Annotated in this window: 15 protein-coding genes; 3 read left to right on the forward strand and 12 right to left on the reverse strand. The window is 59.7% G+C overall.

Annotation, left to right across the window (positions count from 1 at the left end):
* Positions 1-30: 30 nt before the first annotated feature.
* Positions 31-1,017, reverse strand: a complete 987-nt coding sequence (locus tag FCH38_RS19485; protein WP_309574329.1) for a sugar-binding transcriptional regulator — start codon at positions 1,015-1,017, stop codon at positions 31-33.
* 207 nt (positions 1,018-1,224) lie between these two features.
* On the opposite strand from FCH38_RS19485, the gene tal reads away from it, so the two are divergent.
* Complete coding sequence (tal, locus tag FCH38_RS19490; RefSeq protein WP_174374819.1) at positions 1,225-2,190, forward strand: transaldolase; 966 nt, start codon at positions 1,225-1,227, stop codon at positions 2,188-2,190.
* A gap of 106 nt (positions 2,191-2,296) precedes the next feature.
* Here tal and FCH38_RS19495 read toward each other — a convergent pair whose 3' ends face one another.
* On the reverse strand, positions 2,297-3,070 hold the full coding sequence (locus FCH38_RS19495; RefSeq protein ID WP_153516616.1) for an IclR family transcriptional regulator: 774 nt from the start codon (positions 3,068-3,070) through the stop codon (positions 2,297-2,299).
* A gap of 155 nt (positions 3,071-3,225) precedes the next feature.
* On the opposite strand from FCH38_RS19495, the gene FCH38_RS19500 reads away from it, so the two are divergent.
* Positions 3,226-3,957: an SDR family oxidoreductase gene (locus tag FCH38_RS19500; protein WP_174374820.1), complete on the forward strand. Its 732-nt coding sequence runs from the start codon at positions 3,226-3,228 to the stop codon at positions 3,955-3,957.
* 58 nt (positions 3,958-4,015) lie between these two features.
* Here the strand turns inward: FCH38_RS19500 and FCH38_RS19505 are convergent, their stop codons facing one another.
* The 5 genes from FCH38_RS19505 to FCH38_RS19525 form a co-directional block, all read right to left on the reverse strand.
* Positions 4,016-4,189, reverse strand: a complete 174-nt coding sequence (locus tag FCH38_RS19505) for a DUF1328 domain-containing protein (RefSeq protein WP_003499086.1) — start codon at positions 4,187-4,189, stop codon at positions 4,016-4,018.
* Positions 4,190-4,298: 109 nt separating this feature from the next.
* Positions 4,299-5,153: a metal ABC transporter permease gene (locus tag FCH38_RS19510; protein ID WP_174374821.1), complete on the reverse strand. Its 855-nt coding sequence runs from the start codon at positions 5,151-5,153 to the stop codon at positions 4,299-4,301.
* Positions 5,150-6,010 (reverse strand): metal ABC transporter permease, encoded by an 861-nt coding sequence (locus tag FCH38_RS19515; protein WP_174374822.1) that lies wholly within the window; start codon positions 6,008-6,010, stop codon positions 5,150-5,152. The genes FCH38_RS19510 and FCH38_RS19515 overlap by 4 nt, the downstream gene beginning before the upstream one ends.
* Entirely contained in the window at positions 5,991-6,890 is a 900-nt protein-coding gene (locus FCH38_RS19520; RefSeq protein ID WP_272872210.1) for a manganese/iron ABC transporter ATP-binding protein, read from the reverse strand. The genes FCH38_RS19515 and FCH38_RS19520 overlap by 20 nt, the downstream gene beginning before the upstream one ends.
* Entirely contained in the window at positions 6,887-7,777 is an 891-nt protein-coding gene (locus tag FCH38_RS19525) for a metal ABC transporter solute-binding protein, Zn/Mn family (protein WP_174374823.1), read from the reverse strand. The genes FCH38_RS19520 and FCH38_RS19525 overlap by 4 nt, the downstream gene beginning before the upstream one ends.
* A gap of 287 nt (positions 7,778-8,064) precedes the next feature.
* On the opposite strand from FCH38_RS19525, the gene FCH38_RS19530 reads away from it, so the two are divergent.
* Positions 8,065-9,006 carry a hypothetical protein gene (locus tag FCH38_RS19530; protein ID WP_236776660.1) on the forward strand — a complete coding sequence of 314 codons (942 nt, stop codon included), beginning with the start codon at positions 8,065-8,067 and terminating at the stop codon, positions 9,004-9,006.
* Positions 9,007-9,061: 55 nt separating this feature from the next.
* Here FCH38_RS19530 and FCH38_RS19535 read toward each other — a convergent pair whose 3' ends face one another.
* From FCH38_RS19535 to FCH38_RS19555, 5 genes are all read right to left on the reverse strand, one after another.
* Positions 9,062-10,762, reverse strand: coding sequence for a patatin-like phospholipase family protein (locus FCH38_RS19535; protein WP_423753176.1), 1,701 nt, complete (start codon positions 10,760-10,762; stop codon positions 9,062-9,064).
* Between the two features lie 395 nt (positions 10,763-11,157).
* A complete protein-coding gene (gene lysS / locus FCH38_RS19540; RefSeq protein ID WP_174374825.1) occupies positions 11,158-12,657 on the reverse strand; it encodes a lysine--tRNA ligase in 1,500 nt (499 codons plus the stop codon).
* Between the two features lie 251 nt (positions 12,658-12,908).
* Positions 12,909-14,366, reverse strand: a complete 1,458-nt coding sequence (gene gltX, locus FCH38_RS19545) for a glutamate--tRNA ligase (RefSeq protein ID WP_174374826.1) — start codon at positions 14,364-14,366, stop codon at positions 12,909-12,911.
* A 209-nt stretch (positions 14,367-14,575) separates the two neighbouring features.
* A complete protein-coding gene (locus tag FCH38_RS19550) occupies positions 14,576-16,348 on the reverse strand; it encodes an SLC13 family permease (protein ID WP_153516607.1) in 1,773 nt (590 codons plus the stop codon).
* A 165-nt stretch (positions 16,349-16,513) separates the two neighbouring features.
* Positions 16,514-17,281, reverse strand: a complete 768-nt coding sequence (locus FCH38_RS19555; RefSeq protein WP_174374827.1) for a TerC family protein — start codon at positions 17,279-17,281, stop codon at positions 16,514-16,516.
* Positions 17,282-17,306 lie beyond the last annotated feature (25 nt).

Here is a 17,306-nt window from a genome sequence, read left to right on the forward strand (position 1 = left end):
GCCTGCCGCCCGTAAATGGCCTGATGCAGCCTAAACCAGTTCCATCAACGCCCGCGCCGCCGCCTCATCCGTGATCAGCGTGTTGCAGCCGGTGCGTTTGATGGTGGCGCGAATGGCGATGGCGCGATGGGCGCCGCCGGAGGCGAGAACGATGTGTTTGGCCTTGCGCAGCGTATCGAGATCGATCGCCATGGCACGCTGGTTGATGGGGTGATCGACCGAGCGGCCTTCCGCATCGATGAAGTTGAACATCGTATCGCAGACGCAGCCGGCATCGATGAGTTCCCGCAACGTCTCCTTCGAAATGAAGCCTTCCGACAGCGAGGTGGAGTGCGGGCCGATATCGCCACAGGAGACGATGGCGATATCCAGTGTCTCGGCCAGATCGTAGAGCGTGGCAAGCCCGCATTTTTCGATCAGCGCCCGTTTGGTCTCGACGGAATCCACCAGCAGCGGGGCGAGAAACATGTAACATTCTGCGCCGAGCGCGCTTGCCAGCCGCCAGGTGTAATCGAGCGGGTTGGTCTGGTGCACGGCGACGATACCGCCGAGCAGCGAGACGACCTTACAGTTTTCCCGGCGCGGCGGGCGAAAGCTGGAAAGCGAGGCGGTCATGGTGCGGCCCCAGCCGACACCGATGGTGGCGCCGTTCGGCACCGCTTCGGAGAGAAACTGCCCAAGCGCCAGACCCACGGCCTTGGCCGTGCCTTCGGCGCTGGTCTTGCCAGAAGATTGGCCGGGGGAGGGAATGATCACCGCCTCATCCAGCCCGTAAGCCGCCTCCAGCTGGCCGGCCAGTGCAACGAAATCCTCGATCCCCTCGTTGATCCAGATCTGCACTTCCGAGCGCTTCATCGCTTCGTCCAGAAGCCGGATGACGGTGGAGCGGCTGATGCCGAGTTTCTCGGCAACATCTTTCTGGGTCATGCCCTGGTTATAATAGAGCCATGCGGCGCGCAGCCGCAGAGACGCCGCTTCCGAATAGGCCGTATGGGTTTCTCTTCTCAGTTTCGCCACGGTTTCCGCCATTCCTTATGTGCGGCCGAGTATCGCAGGCGTGAAACTTATGTCAATTGCGATGCGCAAATGTCTTGACTTTTGGCCCTGTCGCTTGCGATAGTCGGAGCCGGACAGAACCGCGATTTCGGCCTTGGGCGCACCCATGGTGCGGGAACGAAAAGACGGCTTGGCAAGTTTTGAAGAGATCATGAAGGATCATTCGGTATGACGTCTAAACTCGAACAACTTCGCGCCATCACAACAGTTGTTGCCGATACCGGCGATATCGAGGCGGTTGCGCGCCTGAAGCCGGTGGATTGCACCACCAACCCCACCATCGTTCTCAAAGCACTCGGCACACCGGCCTTTGCGGATGCGGTGAAAGAAGCCGTCGCATGGGGCAAGAAGCAGGGCGGCCAGTCCGACGCCGTTGTCGCAGCCGTTGCTGACCGTCTCGCCATTTCCGTGGGTGCGGCTCTCGCTGGTCTCGTTCCCGGCCGCGTCTCCACCGAAGTGGATGCCGACCTCTCTTTCGATACGCAGGCCTCCATCGCCAAGGCGCATCAGATCATCGCGTCCTATAAGGAGCGCGGCATCGAGCGTGAACGCATCCTCATCAAACTCGCCTCCACCTGGGAAGGCATCAAGGCGGCTGAGGTTCTGCAGTCCGAAGGCATCGACTGCAACCTGACGCTGCTGTTCTCGCAGGCTCAGGCAATTGCCTGCGCGGAGGCCAAGGCCTTCCTCATCTCGCCCTTCGTTGGCCGTATCCTCGACTGGTACAAGAAGTCGACCGGCGAGACCTACACTGCCGAAACCGATCCGGGCGTCGTGTCCGTGCGCAGCATCTATAATTATTACAAGGCCAACGGCATCAATACCGTCGTGATGGGCGCGTCCTTCCGCAACGTCGGCGAAATCGAAGCGCTGGCCGGTTGTGACCGGTTGACGATCAGCCCGGCGCTGCTGGAAGAGCTGGACAAGGACACCGGCACGCTGGTGCGCCAGCTTTCGCCTGATAATGCCAAGCCGGCGCCGCTGGAATCGCTCGACGAAAAGGCGTTCCGCTGGGCGATGAACGAGGATGCGATGGCCACCGAGAAGCTGTCGGAAGGCATCCGTCTGTTCGCCAAGGATCTGGTGTCGCTGCGCGACATGGTTCGCAAGGAACTGACGCTGGCTGCCGCCTGATAAAAAAAAGGGGAACAATCCACGTTCCCCTTGCGTTTACACAGCATAAATCTCCAGTCACTCAAAACGCGATCGGGCCCCTGCCGGTCGCGTTTTTTTGTGCGTTTCAGTCGTGTCCGTTTCCTGTCGCCACTTCGGAGATGCGCTTTGCCGCATCGCGGATCAGCGCCTCGCAGGCCTCGCGGGTCGGGGCCTTGCCGCCGAGCGGTGTGATATAGGGGCAGGTAATGACGGCAAGGGCGGTGCCGTCCAGCGTCAGCACCGGGGCGGAAATATTGCGCACGCCGGCGGTCTGAAGACTGTCCATGGATTCGAAACCGTTGCTGCGCACTTGCCGCAGCCGTTCGTCAAGGTCTTGAGGCACGGTTTCGCCGCTGCCGCGCACCTGCTCGGTGATCATGATCTGGCGTTGCGCTTCTGTCTGGAAGGCCAGCAGCACATGGCCGGAACCGGTGTGGAACAGGCTCATCTGCGCGCCCACGCGCAGGGACATGGCCCAATAGGTGGAGGATTCCTGCTGGGCGATGACGACGACGCTACCTCGATCGTAAACGGCCAGATGGCAGGCCTGCTGGGCGCTGGCTGAAAAATCGCGCATCACGGGTGCAGCAAAGGAGACGAGGCGGCGGATCGGCGCATGGAAATGCGCCAGGCCGAACATTTTCAGCGTCAGCGAAAACCGGTCACCCTCAAGCCGCTGCACATAACCGCGGCGCACCAGCCGATCCAGCATGCGGTAAAGCTCGTTGGGGCTCTTGCCGACGGCCTTGGCGATCTCGATCTGCGTCAGCCCGCCATCGGTGCGGGCGAGAAGCTCGAGAATGTCCAGCCCCTTGTCGAGGGCGGGAGCGCGATATCGTTCGCTGTCGTCGTCGGTCATGGAGCCTCGATGCGTTTTGCGCGGTTACGGCGCAAGTTTGCTTGACGTTATATGAATACCGCGTTTACATATGAATTGTCGATCCATATTTGAGATCATCGAAATTCGGCGGCCTGAACCACGAAGGACGGGCGCGCTATAGCGGGAGGCTATTCATGGTGCAGGATTTTAACGGCCGGACAGTGGTGATCACCGCCGCCGGTCAGGGTATCGGTCGGGCGACCGCCGAGCGGTTCATATCGCTCGGCGCGCGCGTCATTGCCACCGATATCAATGAACAGGCCCTTTCCACCCTGAAGGGTGCGGAAACCCGCGTGCTGAACGTGCTTGATGGCAATGGCGTGAAGGATTTCGCCGCCGATATCGGCCATGCGGATGTACTGTTCAATTGCGCCGGTTTCGTTCATTCCGGCACCATTCTCGACTGCGAGGAAAAGGACTGGGATTTCTCCTTCGATCTCAACGCCAAGGCCATGTACCGCACCTGCCGCGCCTTCCTGCCCGGCATGCTGGAAAAGGGCAAGGGCGCAATCGTCAACATGTCGTCTGTCGCATCAAGCGTGAAGGGCGTGCCGAACCGTTTCGCTTATACCGCCTCCAAAGCGGCCGTCGTGGGTTTGACGAAGGCCATCGCCGCCGATTTCGTTACCAAGGGTATTCGCTGCAACGCCATCTGCCCCGGCACGGTCGATAGCCCGTCCTTGCATGACCGCCTGCGCGCCACCGGCAATTACGAGCAGGCGCTCGCGGATTTCATTGCCCGCCAGCCGATGGGCCGCATCGCGACACCGGAAGAAATTGCCGCGCTCGTCACTTATCTTGCTTCAGATGAAGCAGGGTTCACCACCGGCCAGATCCATGTGATCGATGGCGGCTGGACGGGCTGAGCTTTTTCAAGGGAAAGAAGAGAGGCGACCGGCGTAAAAGCCGGTCGCCTTTTTTCATTCAGACGACGGCGCTTCCGGCCATCAGTGCAAGCACGAGGAAGACCAGGAAGATCACCACGGCGATGAAGAACAGGATTCGGGCCACGCCCGCCGCCGCTGCCGAAATGCCGGTAAAGCCGAATACGCCCGCGATCAAAGAAATAACAAAGAAAATAAGAGCCCATTTCAGCATGGAGCTTCCCCTTCTGCTTAATTTTCAAGAGTCTGCCACCTAGCAGCTGACTCTCGAAAATGACGCGCAAAAGGCGAAAATGTTCCATGCGCCCGCAAAAATCGTTGTTTTAAATCCCTTTTTCAGCCGCCGCGTCGATCCGGCGGGCTTTCCAGGTGGTGCGGATGAAGGTGGCGACGAAAGCAAGGCTCATGAACAGCACGATGGTGGGGGCCGGCGCACTGTCGATCAGGAAGCTCAGCCATATGCCTGACAGTGATGAGACGACCGCCACCATGATGGCCACGACAAGCATGGCGGAAAAGCGCCGTGTCAGCAGGAAGGCGATGGCGCCGGGGGTAACCAGCATGGCGACCGAGAGGATGATGCCCACCGCCTTCAGAGCGCCGACCACGGTGAGCGACAGAACCATCAGCAGACCATAGTGGAGAATGCGCACCGGCAGGCCGATCGCCTTGGCATGTTGCGGATCGAAAGCATTGACCAGCAGATCCTTGCGCAGCAGACCAAGAAACAGCGTGGCGAAAAGCGCGATCAGGCCGGTCTCCAGCATGTCCGAGGGCGCAATGCCCAGCATGTCGCCGAAGAGGATGTGGTCCAGGTGCATGTCGCTCTGCACCTTCACGTAAAGCACCAGCCCCAGCCCGAACATGCCGGAAAAGACGATGCCGAGCACCGTGTCTTCCTTTATGCGGCTGTTTTCCTTGATGAAACCGGTGCCGAGTGCGCAGATCATGCCGGCGATGAAAGCGCCAATGGACAGCGGAATTCCGACGATATAGGCAACCACCACGCCGGGCAACACGGCATGAGACACCGCATCCCCCATCAGCGACCAGCCCTTCAGCACCAGAAAACAGGACAGCATCGCCATGGGCACCGCGATCATCAGGGTGATCACGAAGGCATATTGCATGAAGGGCAGCTGAAACGGCAGGATGGCGAGTTCGAGATAATCGCTCATGGTGTTTCCCCCAATGCCTTGCGGGCCTTGGCTCTGGAGGCGAGCAGGCCGTGTTTGGGCGCAAATACAAAGGCTGTCAGGAAGATTGCCGTCTGTAGCACAACGATGACACCGCCGGTCGCGCCATCGAGGAAATAGCTGAGATAAGCGCCGAAGAAGCTGGTGGCCGCACCGATGATGAGGCTCATCAGGATCAGCCGCTCGAAACGGTCGGTCAGGAGATAGGCGGTGGCACCCGGCGTCACCACCATGGCAACGACAAGGAAAGCGCCGACCGTCTGCAAAGCCGCAACCGTGGAGGCGGCGAGCAGGGTGAAGAAGACCACTTTCAACAGTTCCGGTTTCAGCCCCACGGTGCGGGCGTGGTTCTCATCGAAGAAGACGACCATGAAGTCGCGCCATTTCACGGCCAGCACCAGCAGGCTGATGCCGCCGATCAGCGCCAGCTGGATGGTGTCTTCGGTGGTGATTGCCAGAATATTGCCGAGCACGATGGTCTGGATATTGATCGAGGTGGGCGATAGCGAGACCATGAACAGCCCCAGCCCGAAAAATGAGGTGAAGATCAAACCAATGATCGCGTCTTCCTTCAGCCGTGTCTTCTGGTTGAGGAAGAGCATGGAACCGGCCGCCAACCCGCCGGAAAGAAAAGCCCCAAGCGAAAACGGCAGGCCGAGCATATAGGCACCGGCGACACCCGGAACGATGGCATGGGACAGCGCATCGCCGATCAGCGACCAGCCCTTCAGCATCAGATAGGCCGACAGAAAACCGCAGACGCCGCCGACCAGCGCGCTGACCCAGATGGCGTTCAGCATGTAGCCATAGGTGAAGGGCTCAAGAAGGCTGTTTATCATCGGCTTTTTCCTTCGGAGCGCTGGGATCCTGCCCGTTCTTTCCGTAGATCACGAAGGGCCGCTCGTCATCGGTGATCACCTTCACCCGCCGCGGATCGGCATCGTTGTGCAGTTCGGCCCCGCCCAGAACGAAGTGGCGCAGGCTGCCGCCGAAGGCCTTCTGCAGGTTTTCTTCGTTAAAGGTGTCCTCTGTCTTGCCTGACGCCAGCACCGTGCCCTTGACGAAGACCGCGCGATCACAGAATTCCGGCACGCTGCCGAGATTGTGGGTGGAAACCAGCATGACACGGCCCTCGTCACGCAACGCCTTCAAAAGCGCGACAATCTGCTCTTCCGTCGTCACATCGACACCGGTAAAGGGTTCGTCGAGCAGGATCACCTGACCTTCCTGCGCCAGCGCGCGGGCCAGAAACACCCGCTTCTTCTGCCCGCCGGAAAGCTCGCCGATCTGGCGCTTGCGATAATCGAGCATGTTGACGCGTTTCAGTGCCTCCTCGACCATCTGGTGATCGCGTTTCGACGGGATGCGCAGGAAATTCATGTGGCCATACCGGCCCATCATCACCACGTCCTCCACCAGCACCGGAAAACTCCAGTCCACCTCTTCGGCCTGCGGCACGTAAGCAACGAGGTTTTTCTTCAGCGCCTCCTTCACCGGCAGGTCGAAGATCGAGACGGAACCGGCGGCCAGCGGCACGAAACCCATGATCGCCTTGAAAATCGTCGACTTGCCGGCGCCATTGACGCCGACAAGTGCAGTGATCGTTCCGCGGGGGATGGAAAAGCTGGCATTTCTTAATGCTGTGTGGCCGTTACGATAGGTCACTGTCGCATTTTGAACCGTCAGGCCACCTGCAATTTTTTTACCGCCCATTCTCATGAGGACAGACCCTTGGCAATGGTCTCGCTGGTGACGCGCAGCAGATCGAGGTAGGTCGGAACCGGGCCGTCTGCCTCGCTCAGCGAATCCACATAGAGTATGCCGCCATAGGCGGCGCCGGTTTCCTTGGCCACCTGTTCGGCGGGATCGGCGGACACTGTGCTTTCGCTGAAGATGACCTGGATATTGTGTTCGCGCATCGCGTCGATCACGCCGCGCACCTGCTGCGGCGTTCCCTGGCTGTCGGCATTGACGGGCCACAGAAACAGTTCCTTCAGCCCGAAATCGCGGGCGAGATAAGAAAACGCGCCTTCGCTCGTTACCAACCAGCGCTTGTCTTCGGGAAGGCTGGAAAGCTCATCGCGGATCGGTTGCACGGTGGCTCTGATCTTGTCCGAATAGGCCTTGGCATTGGCGGCATAAACATCGGCATGGGCAGGGTCGATTTCGGCCAGGCCCTTGCGAATATTCTCCACATAGATCAAGGCGTTATCGGGTGACATCCAGGCGTGCGGATTGGGCTTGCCTTCATAGGCGCCGCCGTTGATCGCCATCGGCGTCACGCCGTCGCTCACCGTGACGTTCGGCACGCTGGAGAGGTTGGCCAGGAATTTTTCGAACCACAATTCCAGATTGAGGCCGTTGCGCAGCACCAGATCGGCCTTGCGGGCTTTAAGGATGTCGCGCGGGGTCGGTTGGTAGTTGTGAATTTCAGCGCCCGGCTTGGTAATGCTTTCCACTTCGGCCGCATCGCCCGCCACGTTGCGGGCCATATCGGCGATGATAGTGAAGGTCGTCACCACCTTTGGTTTTTCCTGCGCGACGGCGGCTGCGGGAAGAAAAAGCGAGAAAGCAAAAACAGCATGCCGGATTTTCTGGAAGTTCACGTCTGTCACCGAATGTTTGTTGCGATTAATTCGCAATACCATCTGTTATAAAATCACACTTGTCAACGCTATTGCAAATCATTCGCAATTTAGCGGCATTTAAAAATGTCTGAAAATGGTGCGTTTTTGCCCGCGTTGCGCCGGGCTGGTTAAACTTTTTTCAATGAGAAAGCGGCAGTATCGCAAGGCTCGGACAGCGAGGTTGCGAGCTTTATCCCGCGTGTGTTCCTCATCATCAGAGCCACGTTTCGGGGTGAGGGCGATAAGGCGGGGTAGTTGATGTCAGGATGTTGCGGGTGAAGGCTGTATTCGGACGAATGCGGTTTTCGCGCAAACTCGTTGTGATCGTAGGCGGGATCCTGCTTTTGGCGGGTGCGACCGGTTCTGCTGCCGTGTTCATCGGCAGCGATCGGCTGCTTGGCCCATCCTATGCCTCCGCCAACGGGCTATCCTGCGACGCGGTCCAGACAGTCAACATCCGCAAGAACGGCTCCTTATGGGTGCGCAAATTTATTCGCACGGAGGGTGGCGACGGCACGGAGCGGCTGAAAACCGCGCTGCGTGTTGCCAAGGCAGTTTACGACAAACAAAAGCCCGATCTGGTGCAGGTCTCCGTACTCGACAAAAACGGTCCCCAACTGCGCTCGGAAATGCGCGGCCGCGCCATCGCCGCCCAGGTAGTCTTCATCGCTGATCCGGACAAGATTCCGCAGGGCGCCGATGCCCAGCGTTATTCGGCCTTTTATTACGATGGCGCCGCCAATGGCAGCGGCCAGTTTTATGGGCTGCGCATCGATCTGCCGCTGGAGGACGCCGAAACCATGGCGGCGAGCCTCAGCGATACCGCCGATTGCGTCACGCCGGCTTCGGATGCCGGTGCTGAAGGCCACGGTGGCAAGGCTGCAAAAGGCGCGGCTGGACACGGCGAAACCAAGGACGAGGGCACCGGCGGACATGGCGCAGCGCCGGCGGAAACGGATGAAGGCGGGGCCGGTGCGGAAGCGCAAGGCGGAACCGCGTCTCCCGAAGCGCAGGGCGAACCCGGTGCCGATGAACTGCTGACTTCGACACCGGAAGCCGATGGCGACAGCATCTTCAGCCTGGCCTATCTGAAATCGCTGATCTTCGGAAAGGGCTCAACGACCGCCCAGGCGGCGGAGGAAAAATCAGCCGCTGAGATCGCACCGGCTGAAGAGCCGGTTGGGGAGAAAAAGGTCACAGGCCACTAAGAGAGAACAAGTTGCTCTCCCTTGAGACCTTCTCGACGCTTATTCGCTTAACCGGTCAGGTGTCTGGCCCGATACGCAAGCGGCCAGCCGGATTTGGAAATTTCTTGCGCTTGTTGGCGATCGCTGGAGAGAAACTCTGTGAAAGGGCGGCAAAGGCGGCAATTCGGGCGATCAGTTTTTCGCGCTCACCCTTTGTCACGTCTTTGTAGCTTTCGATCCTGTCGATGTAACTTATCAGCCAGTCTTCATATTTGCCCTCATTCCAGAGGTGTTCGGTCGCAAATACCGTGTCTTCCAACCGATCATAGGCAACGAGCGTGCGTCGCCAGCGATGTTCGCCGAAATTCAGTGCGCCATTGGCGAAGAGTGACCCGACTTCGAGGCCGTAGCTCATCAGTTTCGCAGAGCGTTCCGGCGGCATGGTGAGATTAAGCCCGCCTTCCTCTTGGCTGAGGAAGACGCGGGCGATGCGCTCTCTTTGGCCCGGCATGGTAGCGAGGGATTGATCCTGCCAGTCCTTCGCTGAACTGAGGATGCTGCTTACAAAGCCGCCCATCTTTTCCAACTTGTGAACGGGCACGCCAATCCCTTCGCCTGCCCCTTGCGGGATAGTCACGCGCTTGCTGCTGCTGGCGACGGATTTAGGCAGCTCGTCAAGGCTGAGCGCGAAGGTGGGACGGGAGGGAAGCAGGGCATCAAAGAGGTGGATCGGAAAATTGCTGCTGATCCCGCCATCCGAGAACCAGATTTTCGCCTTCATGACTGGCGGCGCTTTATTGCCCGTCCGTCGCAGAATATCGAGCGTGCCGTGATCATTGGTAAAAGCCGGAATGGCCTTGAACAGAACCGGAAAACTCAGGCTCATGCGTGTTGCGATGATGATCGGCAACCTGGCGGGTTCCGGAAAAGCCTTGAGTTCGGGAAAGGGGCCGCCCGGCGTGGCGATCTGTTTCAGCCAGGCCATGACGGGGGCGGGAAAGAGACGGCTCCATTCTTTCGGGTCATAGGCCGCCATGAGATTGAGGCTTGGCAGCGTATGCGGCCGCCGCATTGACAGATTTGTCGTCACCATCTTCAGGTTTATGGATTTTTCCGGATCGTCGCCGAGCAGATCGCCAAAGGTCAGCGGCGGTGCTGTCGCGGCGTCGCTACCAAAAGCGATATCCTGGATCGATGCATGTAGCCATTCCGTCAGGCCGGGAGCATTGGCGCCGGGAACCGTCAATCCCGAGCAAAAACCGAACCCTTCCTGCGGCAACCGATGGAAGACCAGCCACAGGATTTGACTGAGGATACCGACGAGCAGCCCCACCAGCCCGCCAAGAATTGACCCGAAAATACCTCCACTCAGAGCCCATAACGCGCCGGCGCCGATGGCGATGCCGGCTATTGAGGCCAGCGGAAAAGCCATGGGCACTCCCAGAATCCTGCCCGGCCAGCCGCCGGCCTGCGCCCATAACAGGTAACGCATCAGCGGACGAAAACGGCGTTCCGGCTGGAAAAGCGTGCCAAGAATATCAGGTATCTTATCGCAATGGGCCTGCAGGCGAATGAACCCATCCGGATCGCCCCGGACGGTGCGGGAATACTCCGCCGCAGCGGCAAAAGCCGCGGCAATTGCCCCCGCCGATGTGCCGCCTATCGAACGGAAACGATATCGGCGGGCCAGTTCCAGAACCGCATAGGGATAAACGACGCCGGAGGTGATGCCGCCCTTCATGACGACATCGCATTCCTTGTCCGGCGTTGCAAACATATCGGACTGGTATTTGGGAAGCTCATTCTCGGGCATGCGTATCTCCCCCAACGGCCTAATCGAAAGCCGTCAAACACAATGCGAATGATGGAAAATGAGTATCATAAGTTGAGGCGATATCGCCAGTATATTCTACTAAAAGTTATATGAATTTAATCGATCTGTTCACCGGAACCCGGGTAATTACTTGCACGTGTCTTTATGGTGAGCGGAAAACCGACAGACAGACGGGGCGAAATCTCGCGACGCACTCCGGCGTCATCTTCGGGCTTGTCCCGAGGGTCTGTTACGGATTGATTTTGCTGGATGTGACTGCATGCCTGGGGCAAGCCCGGGCATGACCGGAAAATCGGGATGCTGCAGGCGGCCGCGAAGCCGCCTGCGGTTTTACCAGTTCAATCCGCCTTGTTGCGGCGGGCTGGGAAGAGGATAACGTCGCGGATCGACGGGGCGTTGGTGAGCAGCATGATCAGGCGATCGACGCCGATGCCAAGGCCACCGGCGGGCGGCATGCCCTGGTCGATGGCGTCGAGGAATTCCTCGTCCAGCTGCTTGTCCTTTTCGCCGCGGGCATGGGCTTGTTCCAGCTGCTCCACCATGCGGCGGCGCTGCTCTTCCGGATCGTTGAGTTCGGAAAAGGCGTTGCCCACTTCCCAGGCGTTGCAATAGCTTTCGAAACGCTCGACGAGGCGCGGCTCACCCGGCACTTCCTTGGCAAAGGGCGAGATGTCCTTGGGGAAATGCGTGACGTGGCTCGGCTGGATCAGCGTGCTTTCCACCTTTTCTTCAAAGATGAAGGCAAGGCATTCGCCCCAGGTCCAGTCCTTCTCGACGGCAAAGCCGGCAGCCTTGGCAGCGGCGCGGGCTTCTTCGTCGGTCTTGATGGCGAGGAAATCTATACCGGTTGCTTCCTTCACCGCGTCAGGCATCGGCACGCGCTTGAACGGACCCTTGAAGGAGATCGTCTGGCCCTGGAACTCAACCTCGGTGGTGCCGTGCAGGGCAATTGCCAGCGTCTCGAACAGCCGCTCCACGAGACCCATGATGTCTTCGTAGTCGGCATAGGCCCAATAGCACTCCATCATGGTGAATTCAGGATTGTGCCTTGTGGAAACGCCTTCGTTACGGAAGTTGCGGTTGATTTCGAAGACCTTGTCGGAAAGGCCGGAAACCAGCGTGCGCTTCAGGAACAGTTCCGGCGCGATGCGCAGATACATGTCCATCTTCAGCGTGTTGTGGAAGGTCTTGAACGGATCAGCCGTCGCACCGCCATAGATGGTCTGCAGCATCGGCGTTTCCACTTCGAGGAAGCCTTCGGCCTCCATGAAGCGGCGGATGCCGGAGAGAATCTTCGAGCGTTGCAGGAAACGCAGCTTGGAATCCTCATTCGCGAGGATGTCGAGGTGGCGCTTGCGGTAACGCAGCTCGATGTCGGAGACGCCGTGCCACTTTTCCGGCATCGGCAGCAGCGACTTGGTGAGCATGGTGATCTCTTCGGCGTTGATCGTCAGCTCGCCGCGCTTGGTGCGGCGCACCTTGCCGGTCACGCCGATGATATCGCCGATATCGATCATCGGCAGCAGGTTGCGGGCTGCTTCCGGCGTTGTGTCCTTGTGGGAGAAGATCTGCACCTTGCCCAATGCGTCATGGATGTCCATGAACATGCCGGAATTGCGCGAAGAATAAACGCGGCCCGCCACCGTCACCGTATCGCCGGTTTCGATGTCGGCTTCGATATCGGCGTATTTTTCCGAAAGTTCCGCATTGGTCAGCGTGCGGTGGAAATGCGCCGGATAGACGTCGCCGATCTGTTCGCGCAGCAGCGCGAGTTTCTGGCGGCGCACTTCTGTCGCGTCGGAGGAGAGGGCGGTGGTTTCGGTCTTGGTGTCGGTCATTGTTTTTTGCCTTAAGCGGGCTTGTTCGTTGCGTGTGGCCTTTGTGCGCTGGGCTTACCCCCCTCTGTCCTGCCGGACATCTCCCCCTCAAGGGGGGAGATCAGATGCCGCGCCCACCCGTTTCATGGGCAAGGTGTCAGCCGCTTGTCGATCTCCCCCCTTGAGGGGGAGATGCCCGGCAGGGCAGAGGGGGGTAACCCCAGGCAGAGGGCGTATTCTAGAATGCTGCCGTTGCCGCCAGCATCAAATTATCAGCTTCCACTGCCAACCAGCGTCGCCACAACGGCAATCGCCACCTTCAGGCGCTGGCGCACCACGGAGCGACCAAGCAGCGCCATACTGTCAAACAGCGGCAGCGAGCGCGAGGAGCCGGAGACGGCGACGAAGAGCGGCGGTGTCACCACGCGCAGCTTCTTGCCCGTGCGTTCGGCAACATCGCGCAACTCGGCCTCGATGGCTTCCACGGTCCAGTCAGGCATTTTTTCAAGGTCGGCGGCAACCGTGGTGAGGATCTCGTGGATTTCCTCCGGTTTGCTTTTCAGGCCCGCAAATGAGGCAGGCGTCAGGCCGACATCGCTCGAAACCAGGAAGCCGGCAAGGTTCGGTAATTCGCCGAGCTTGGAAATGCGGCTCTGGGAAAGCTTCAGGCCTTCGGTCAGGCGCGAATTTTCCATCGCCCAGTCCAGCGTGCGGGCGATGAATTCTTCCGGTGACAGCTTCTCGCGCAGCCAGCGGCCGTTCAGCCAGTCCAGCTTCTGGATATCGAAGATGGCGCCGGCCTTGGACAGCGCTTCCGGGTCGAACTTCGCCGCCAGCTCTTCCATGGTCAGCAGTTCTTCGCCATCGCCGATCTGGATGAAGAACAGGCCAAGGAAGTTCATCAGCGCTTCCGGCAGATAGCCGAGCGCGGAATAATAGGAAATCGACGTCGGGTTCTTGCGCTTGGAAAGCTTCGACTTGTCGGCGTTGCGCATCAAGGAGAGATGCATGAACGTCGGCTGGTCCCAGCCGAAATAACGGTAAAGCAGAATGTGCTTCGGCACAGATGCCAGCCATTCCTCGCCGCGCGCCACATGGGTGATCTTCATCAGATGGTCGTCGATGACGTTGGCCATATGATAGGTCGGCATGCCGTCTGCCTTGACCAGCACCTGCATGTCGACCGAGTCCCACGGGATCGACACATCGCCGTAAACGCCGTCATGGAAATCGCACGACCCTTCGGTCGGGATTTTCATGCGCACGACATTGGCCTCGCCGGCGGCGACGCGGGCGGTGACTTCTTCGGCCTTGAGGGTAAGGCAATGGCCGTCATATTTCGGCGGCTTGCCGCTAGCGCGCTGCGCCTCGCGCATTTCTTCCAGCCGCTGCGGCGTGCAGAAACAGCGGAAGGCGTGGCCCTTCTCCAGCAGCTCTTCGGCATAAGGCCAGTACATCGGCTTGCGCTCGGACTGGCGGTAGGGACCGTAAGGGCCGCCGACATCGGGGCCTTCCGACCAGGTGAGGCCGGTCCAGCGGAGTGCTTCCAGAACCTTCTGCTCATATTCGAGGGTCGAGCGGGTAGCGTCGGTATCCTCGATACGCAGGATGAACTCGCCGCCATGTTTCTGGGCGAAGAGATAGTTGAACAGGGCGATATAGGCGGTGCCAACATGCGGCTCGCCGGTGGGGGAAGGTGCGATGCGGACGCGAACGCCGGAAGTGGTCATGAAATTCACTCGTCGTGACGGGTCAGTGACATGGGTGGCTTCACCCGTATATCACGAAGTTTTCGTTTGGATGCGGCAGGAAATCATGTCGAAAGGCACAAATAAAGCGCCTTTTGCACATTCCCGTTCGGCATCGGCTTAGGCCATATTATGCCGCAGGCGTCAAGGAAATAAGGAGCTTGTGCCATCTTCCCCGAGGCGAGCCGCGCCTAGTTGACTGGCCAGACGTAAAGCAGCATCGGAATGCTGGCAATGACGATCATGATCGACAGCGGCAGGCCAAGTCGCGGATAATCGCTGAAACGGTAACCGCCCGGACCCATGACCAGCGTATTGCATTGGTGGCCGATGGGGGTGAGGAAATCGCAGCCGGCGCCGATCGCCACCGCCATCAGAAAAGCCTCCGGCCGGAAGCCGAGCGTGGTGGCGAAACCGGCGGCGATGGGGGCCATGACCAGCACGGTGGCGGCATTATTGAGGAAGGGCGTCACCGCCATGGCGGTCAAGAGGATCATGCCGAGTGCGGCAAACGGCGGCAAGCCCTGCGCCGCATGGCCGAGCCAGGCGGCGATCAATTCGCTGGCGCCGCTGGTGCGAAGGCTATCGCTGACGGGAATGAGGGCGGCGAGCATGACGAGGATTGGCCCGTCGATCGATTTATAGACTTCGGCAAGCGGGATCGCGCCGACGACGATCATCAGGAAGGCGGCGGCGAAAAAGGCGACGGAGACCGGCACCAGCCCGCTGCCGGCGGCAAGCATGGCGCCAGCAAGCACGATGACCGGCAAAAGCGCGCGGCGCTGTACACCAAGCAGAATTTCCCGCTGCGCCAGGGGCAGCAGGGAGAATTCCTGCAACACCTGCGGCAGGTTCTTGCGGCTTCCCTGCAACAGAATGACGTCACCCGCCTGCAAGGTCAGGTCGGAGAGCCGCTGGCTGACCCGCTGGCCACGGCGGCTGACCGCTATCAGATTGACGCCGCGCGTATAGGACAGCGAAAGCTCGCGCGCGGAAATGCCTGTTAGCACCGATTCATTGCTGATCACCGCTTCCATGGAGATGAGATCGGCAGATTTCTGGCCGTTTTCCATCAGCGGTTTGCCTGATAGCAGCAACTTCGCCTGCGAGACGATACGGTCCAGCCCCTCCGGGCTGCCTTCGAGCAGAACGGTGTCGCCGGCCTTCAGCTTGACGTCGGGGAAGGGGGCGATGCGCCTCGGTCCGCGCAGGATTGTGCTGGCGATCACATCGCCATCGGCCTGTTTCAAAAGTTCGCGCAGCGGCCTGTCGGCAAAGGTGCTGTCGGCCGGCAGCGTTGCCTCCGCCGTATAGGCCGCCTGGTCGAGAGCATCTTCCACCGATGCCTGCTGACGGTTGCGCACTGGCAGCAGCCGGTAACCAAAGGTCAGGAAGATGATGCCGATCACCGTCAGCCCGGCGCCAACGGGGGTGAAATCGAACATCGAAAAACTCTGCCCGGTCATTTCCTCGCGCAGCCTCGAAACGACGATGTTAGGCGAGGTACCGATCTGCGTCATCAGCCCGCCCAGAAGCGCGGCAAAGGCCATCGGCATCAGGTAATAGGAGACCGGGCTGCCGGATTTGCGGGCGAACTGGAAAGCGACCGGCATCATGATGGCGAGCGCGCCGATATTCTTGATGAAGGCCGACATGATGGCGACGACGACCATCAGAAAGGCCAGTTGCAGGCTCTTGGAATGCATTTCCGGGAAATATTTCTTGATCGTCATATCGACGACGCCCGAACGGGCCACGGCCGAACTGACGATCAGCGCACTTGCGACAATGATGACGATATCGTCGGAAAAACCGGAGAAAGCCTTGTTGAACGGCACGACGCCAACCGCCACCGCCGCCAGCAAAGCGCTGCAGGCGATGACGTCGTAACGGAACCTGTCCCAGATGAACGCGACCATCATGCCGGCGATCACGGTGAAGGCGAGGATCTGGTCGGTCGTCATGCTTGCTCATGCTTTCGAAGGAGAGAAATGCGCTGTCTCCGCCTCAATCGGCGGGGATGCGTTGAAACGCAAGCCCGGGTCATACGGTTCCGGGGAAGAGCCAGTCCATGAAAAAGGCCCGCCTTGCGGCGGGCCTCGATCAACGGTGTGACAGTTACGGCAACATCAATGTCTGGTGCCCGCTGCAGCGGAAGCTGCCTTCTTGCGCTGCCTGGCGTTGCGCGCAAACATGTTGAGCACTTCCACCAGCGCTGAAAACGCCATGGCGGCATAGACGTAGCCCTTGGGAACATGGAAGCCCATGCCTTCGGCAATCAGCGTCGTGCCGATCATCATCAGGAAGGCGAGCGCCAGCATGACGACGGTGGGGTTGCGCTCGATGAAGTTGGCAAGCGGGGTCGCGGCCAGAAGCATCACGGCGACGGCGAAGATGACAGCGACGATCATGATCGGCAGATGCGGCGTCATGCCGACGGCGGTGATGATGCTGTCCACCGAGAAGACGAGGTCGAGCAGCAGGATCTGGCCGATGGCCGCGCCGAAATTCATCGCCACAGGGCCGCCAACCATGTCTTCCTTGTGATCTTCGGGGTCGACGCTGTGGTGAATTTCCTTGGTGGCCTTCCACATCAGGAAGAGACCACCGGCGATCAGGATCATGTCCTTCCACGAGAAGGGATGGCCAAAGACTTCAAACACCGGCGTGGTGAGCTGCACGATCCAGGCGACGGTGCCAAGCAGGCCGAGGCGCATGACGAGCGCAAGGCCGATGCCGATCTTGCGGGCTTTTTCGCGCTGTTCGGGGGGAAGCTTGTTGGTCAGGATCGAGATGAAGATCAGGTTGTCGATACCGAGCACGACCTCCATGACGATCAGCGTAACGAGCGCCACCCAGGCGGCGGGATCGGACAGAAGCGGGAGAACGGACTCCATCAGGCAAATTTTCCTTTCAGCAACA

Source organism: Agrobacterium tumefaciens (genome assembly GCF_013337285.1).
In the GTDB taxonomy this organism is placed as follows: Bacteria; Pseudomonadota; Alphaproteobacteria; order Rhizobiales; family Rhizobiaceae; genus Agrobacterium; species Agrobacterium burrii.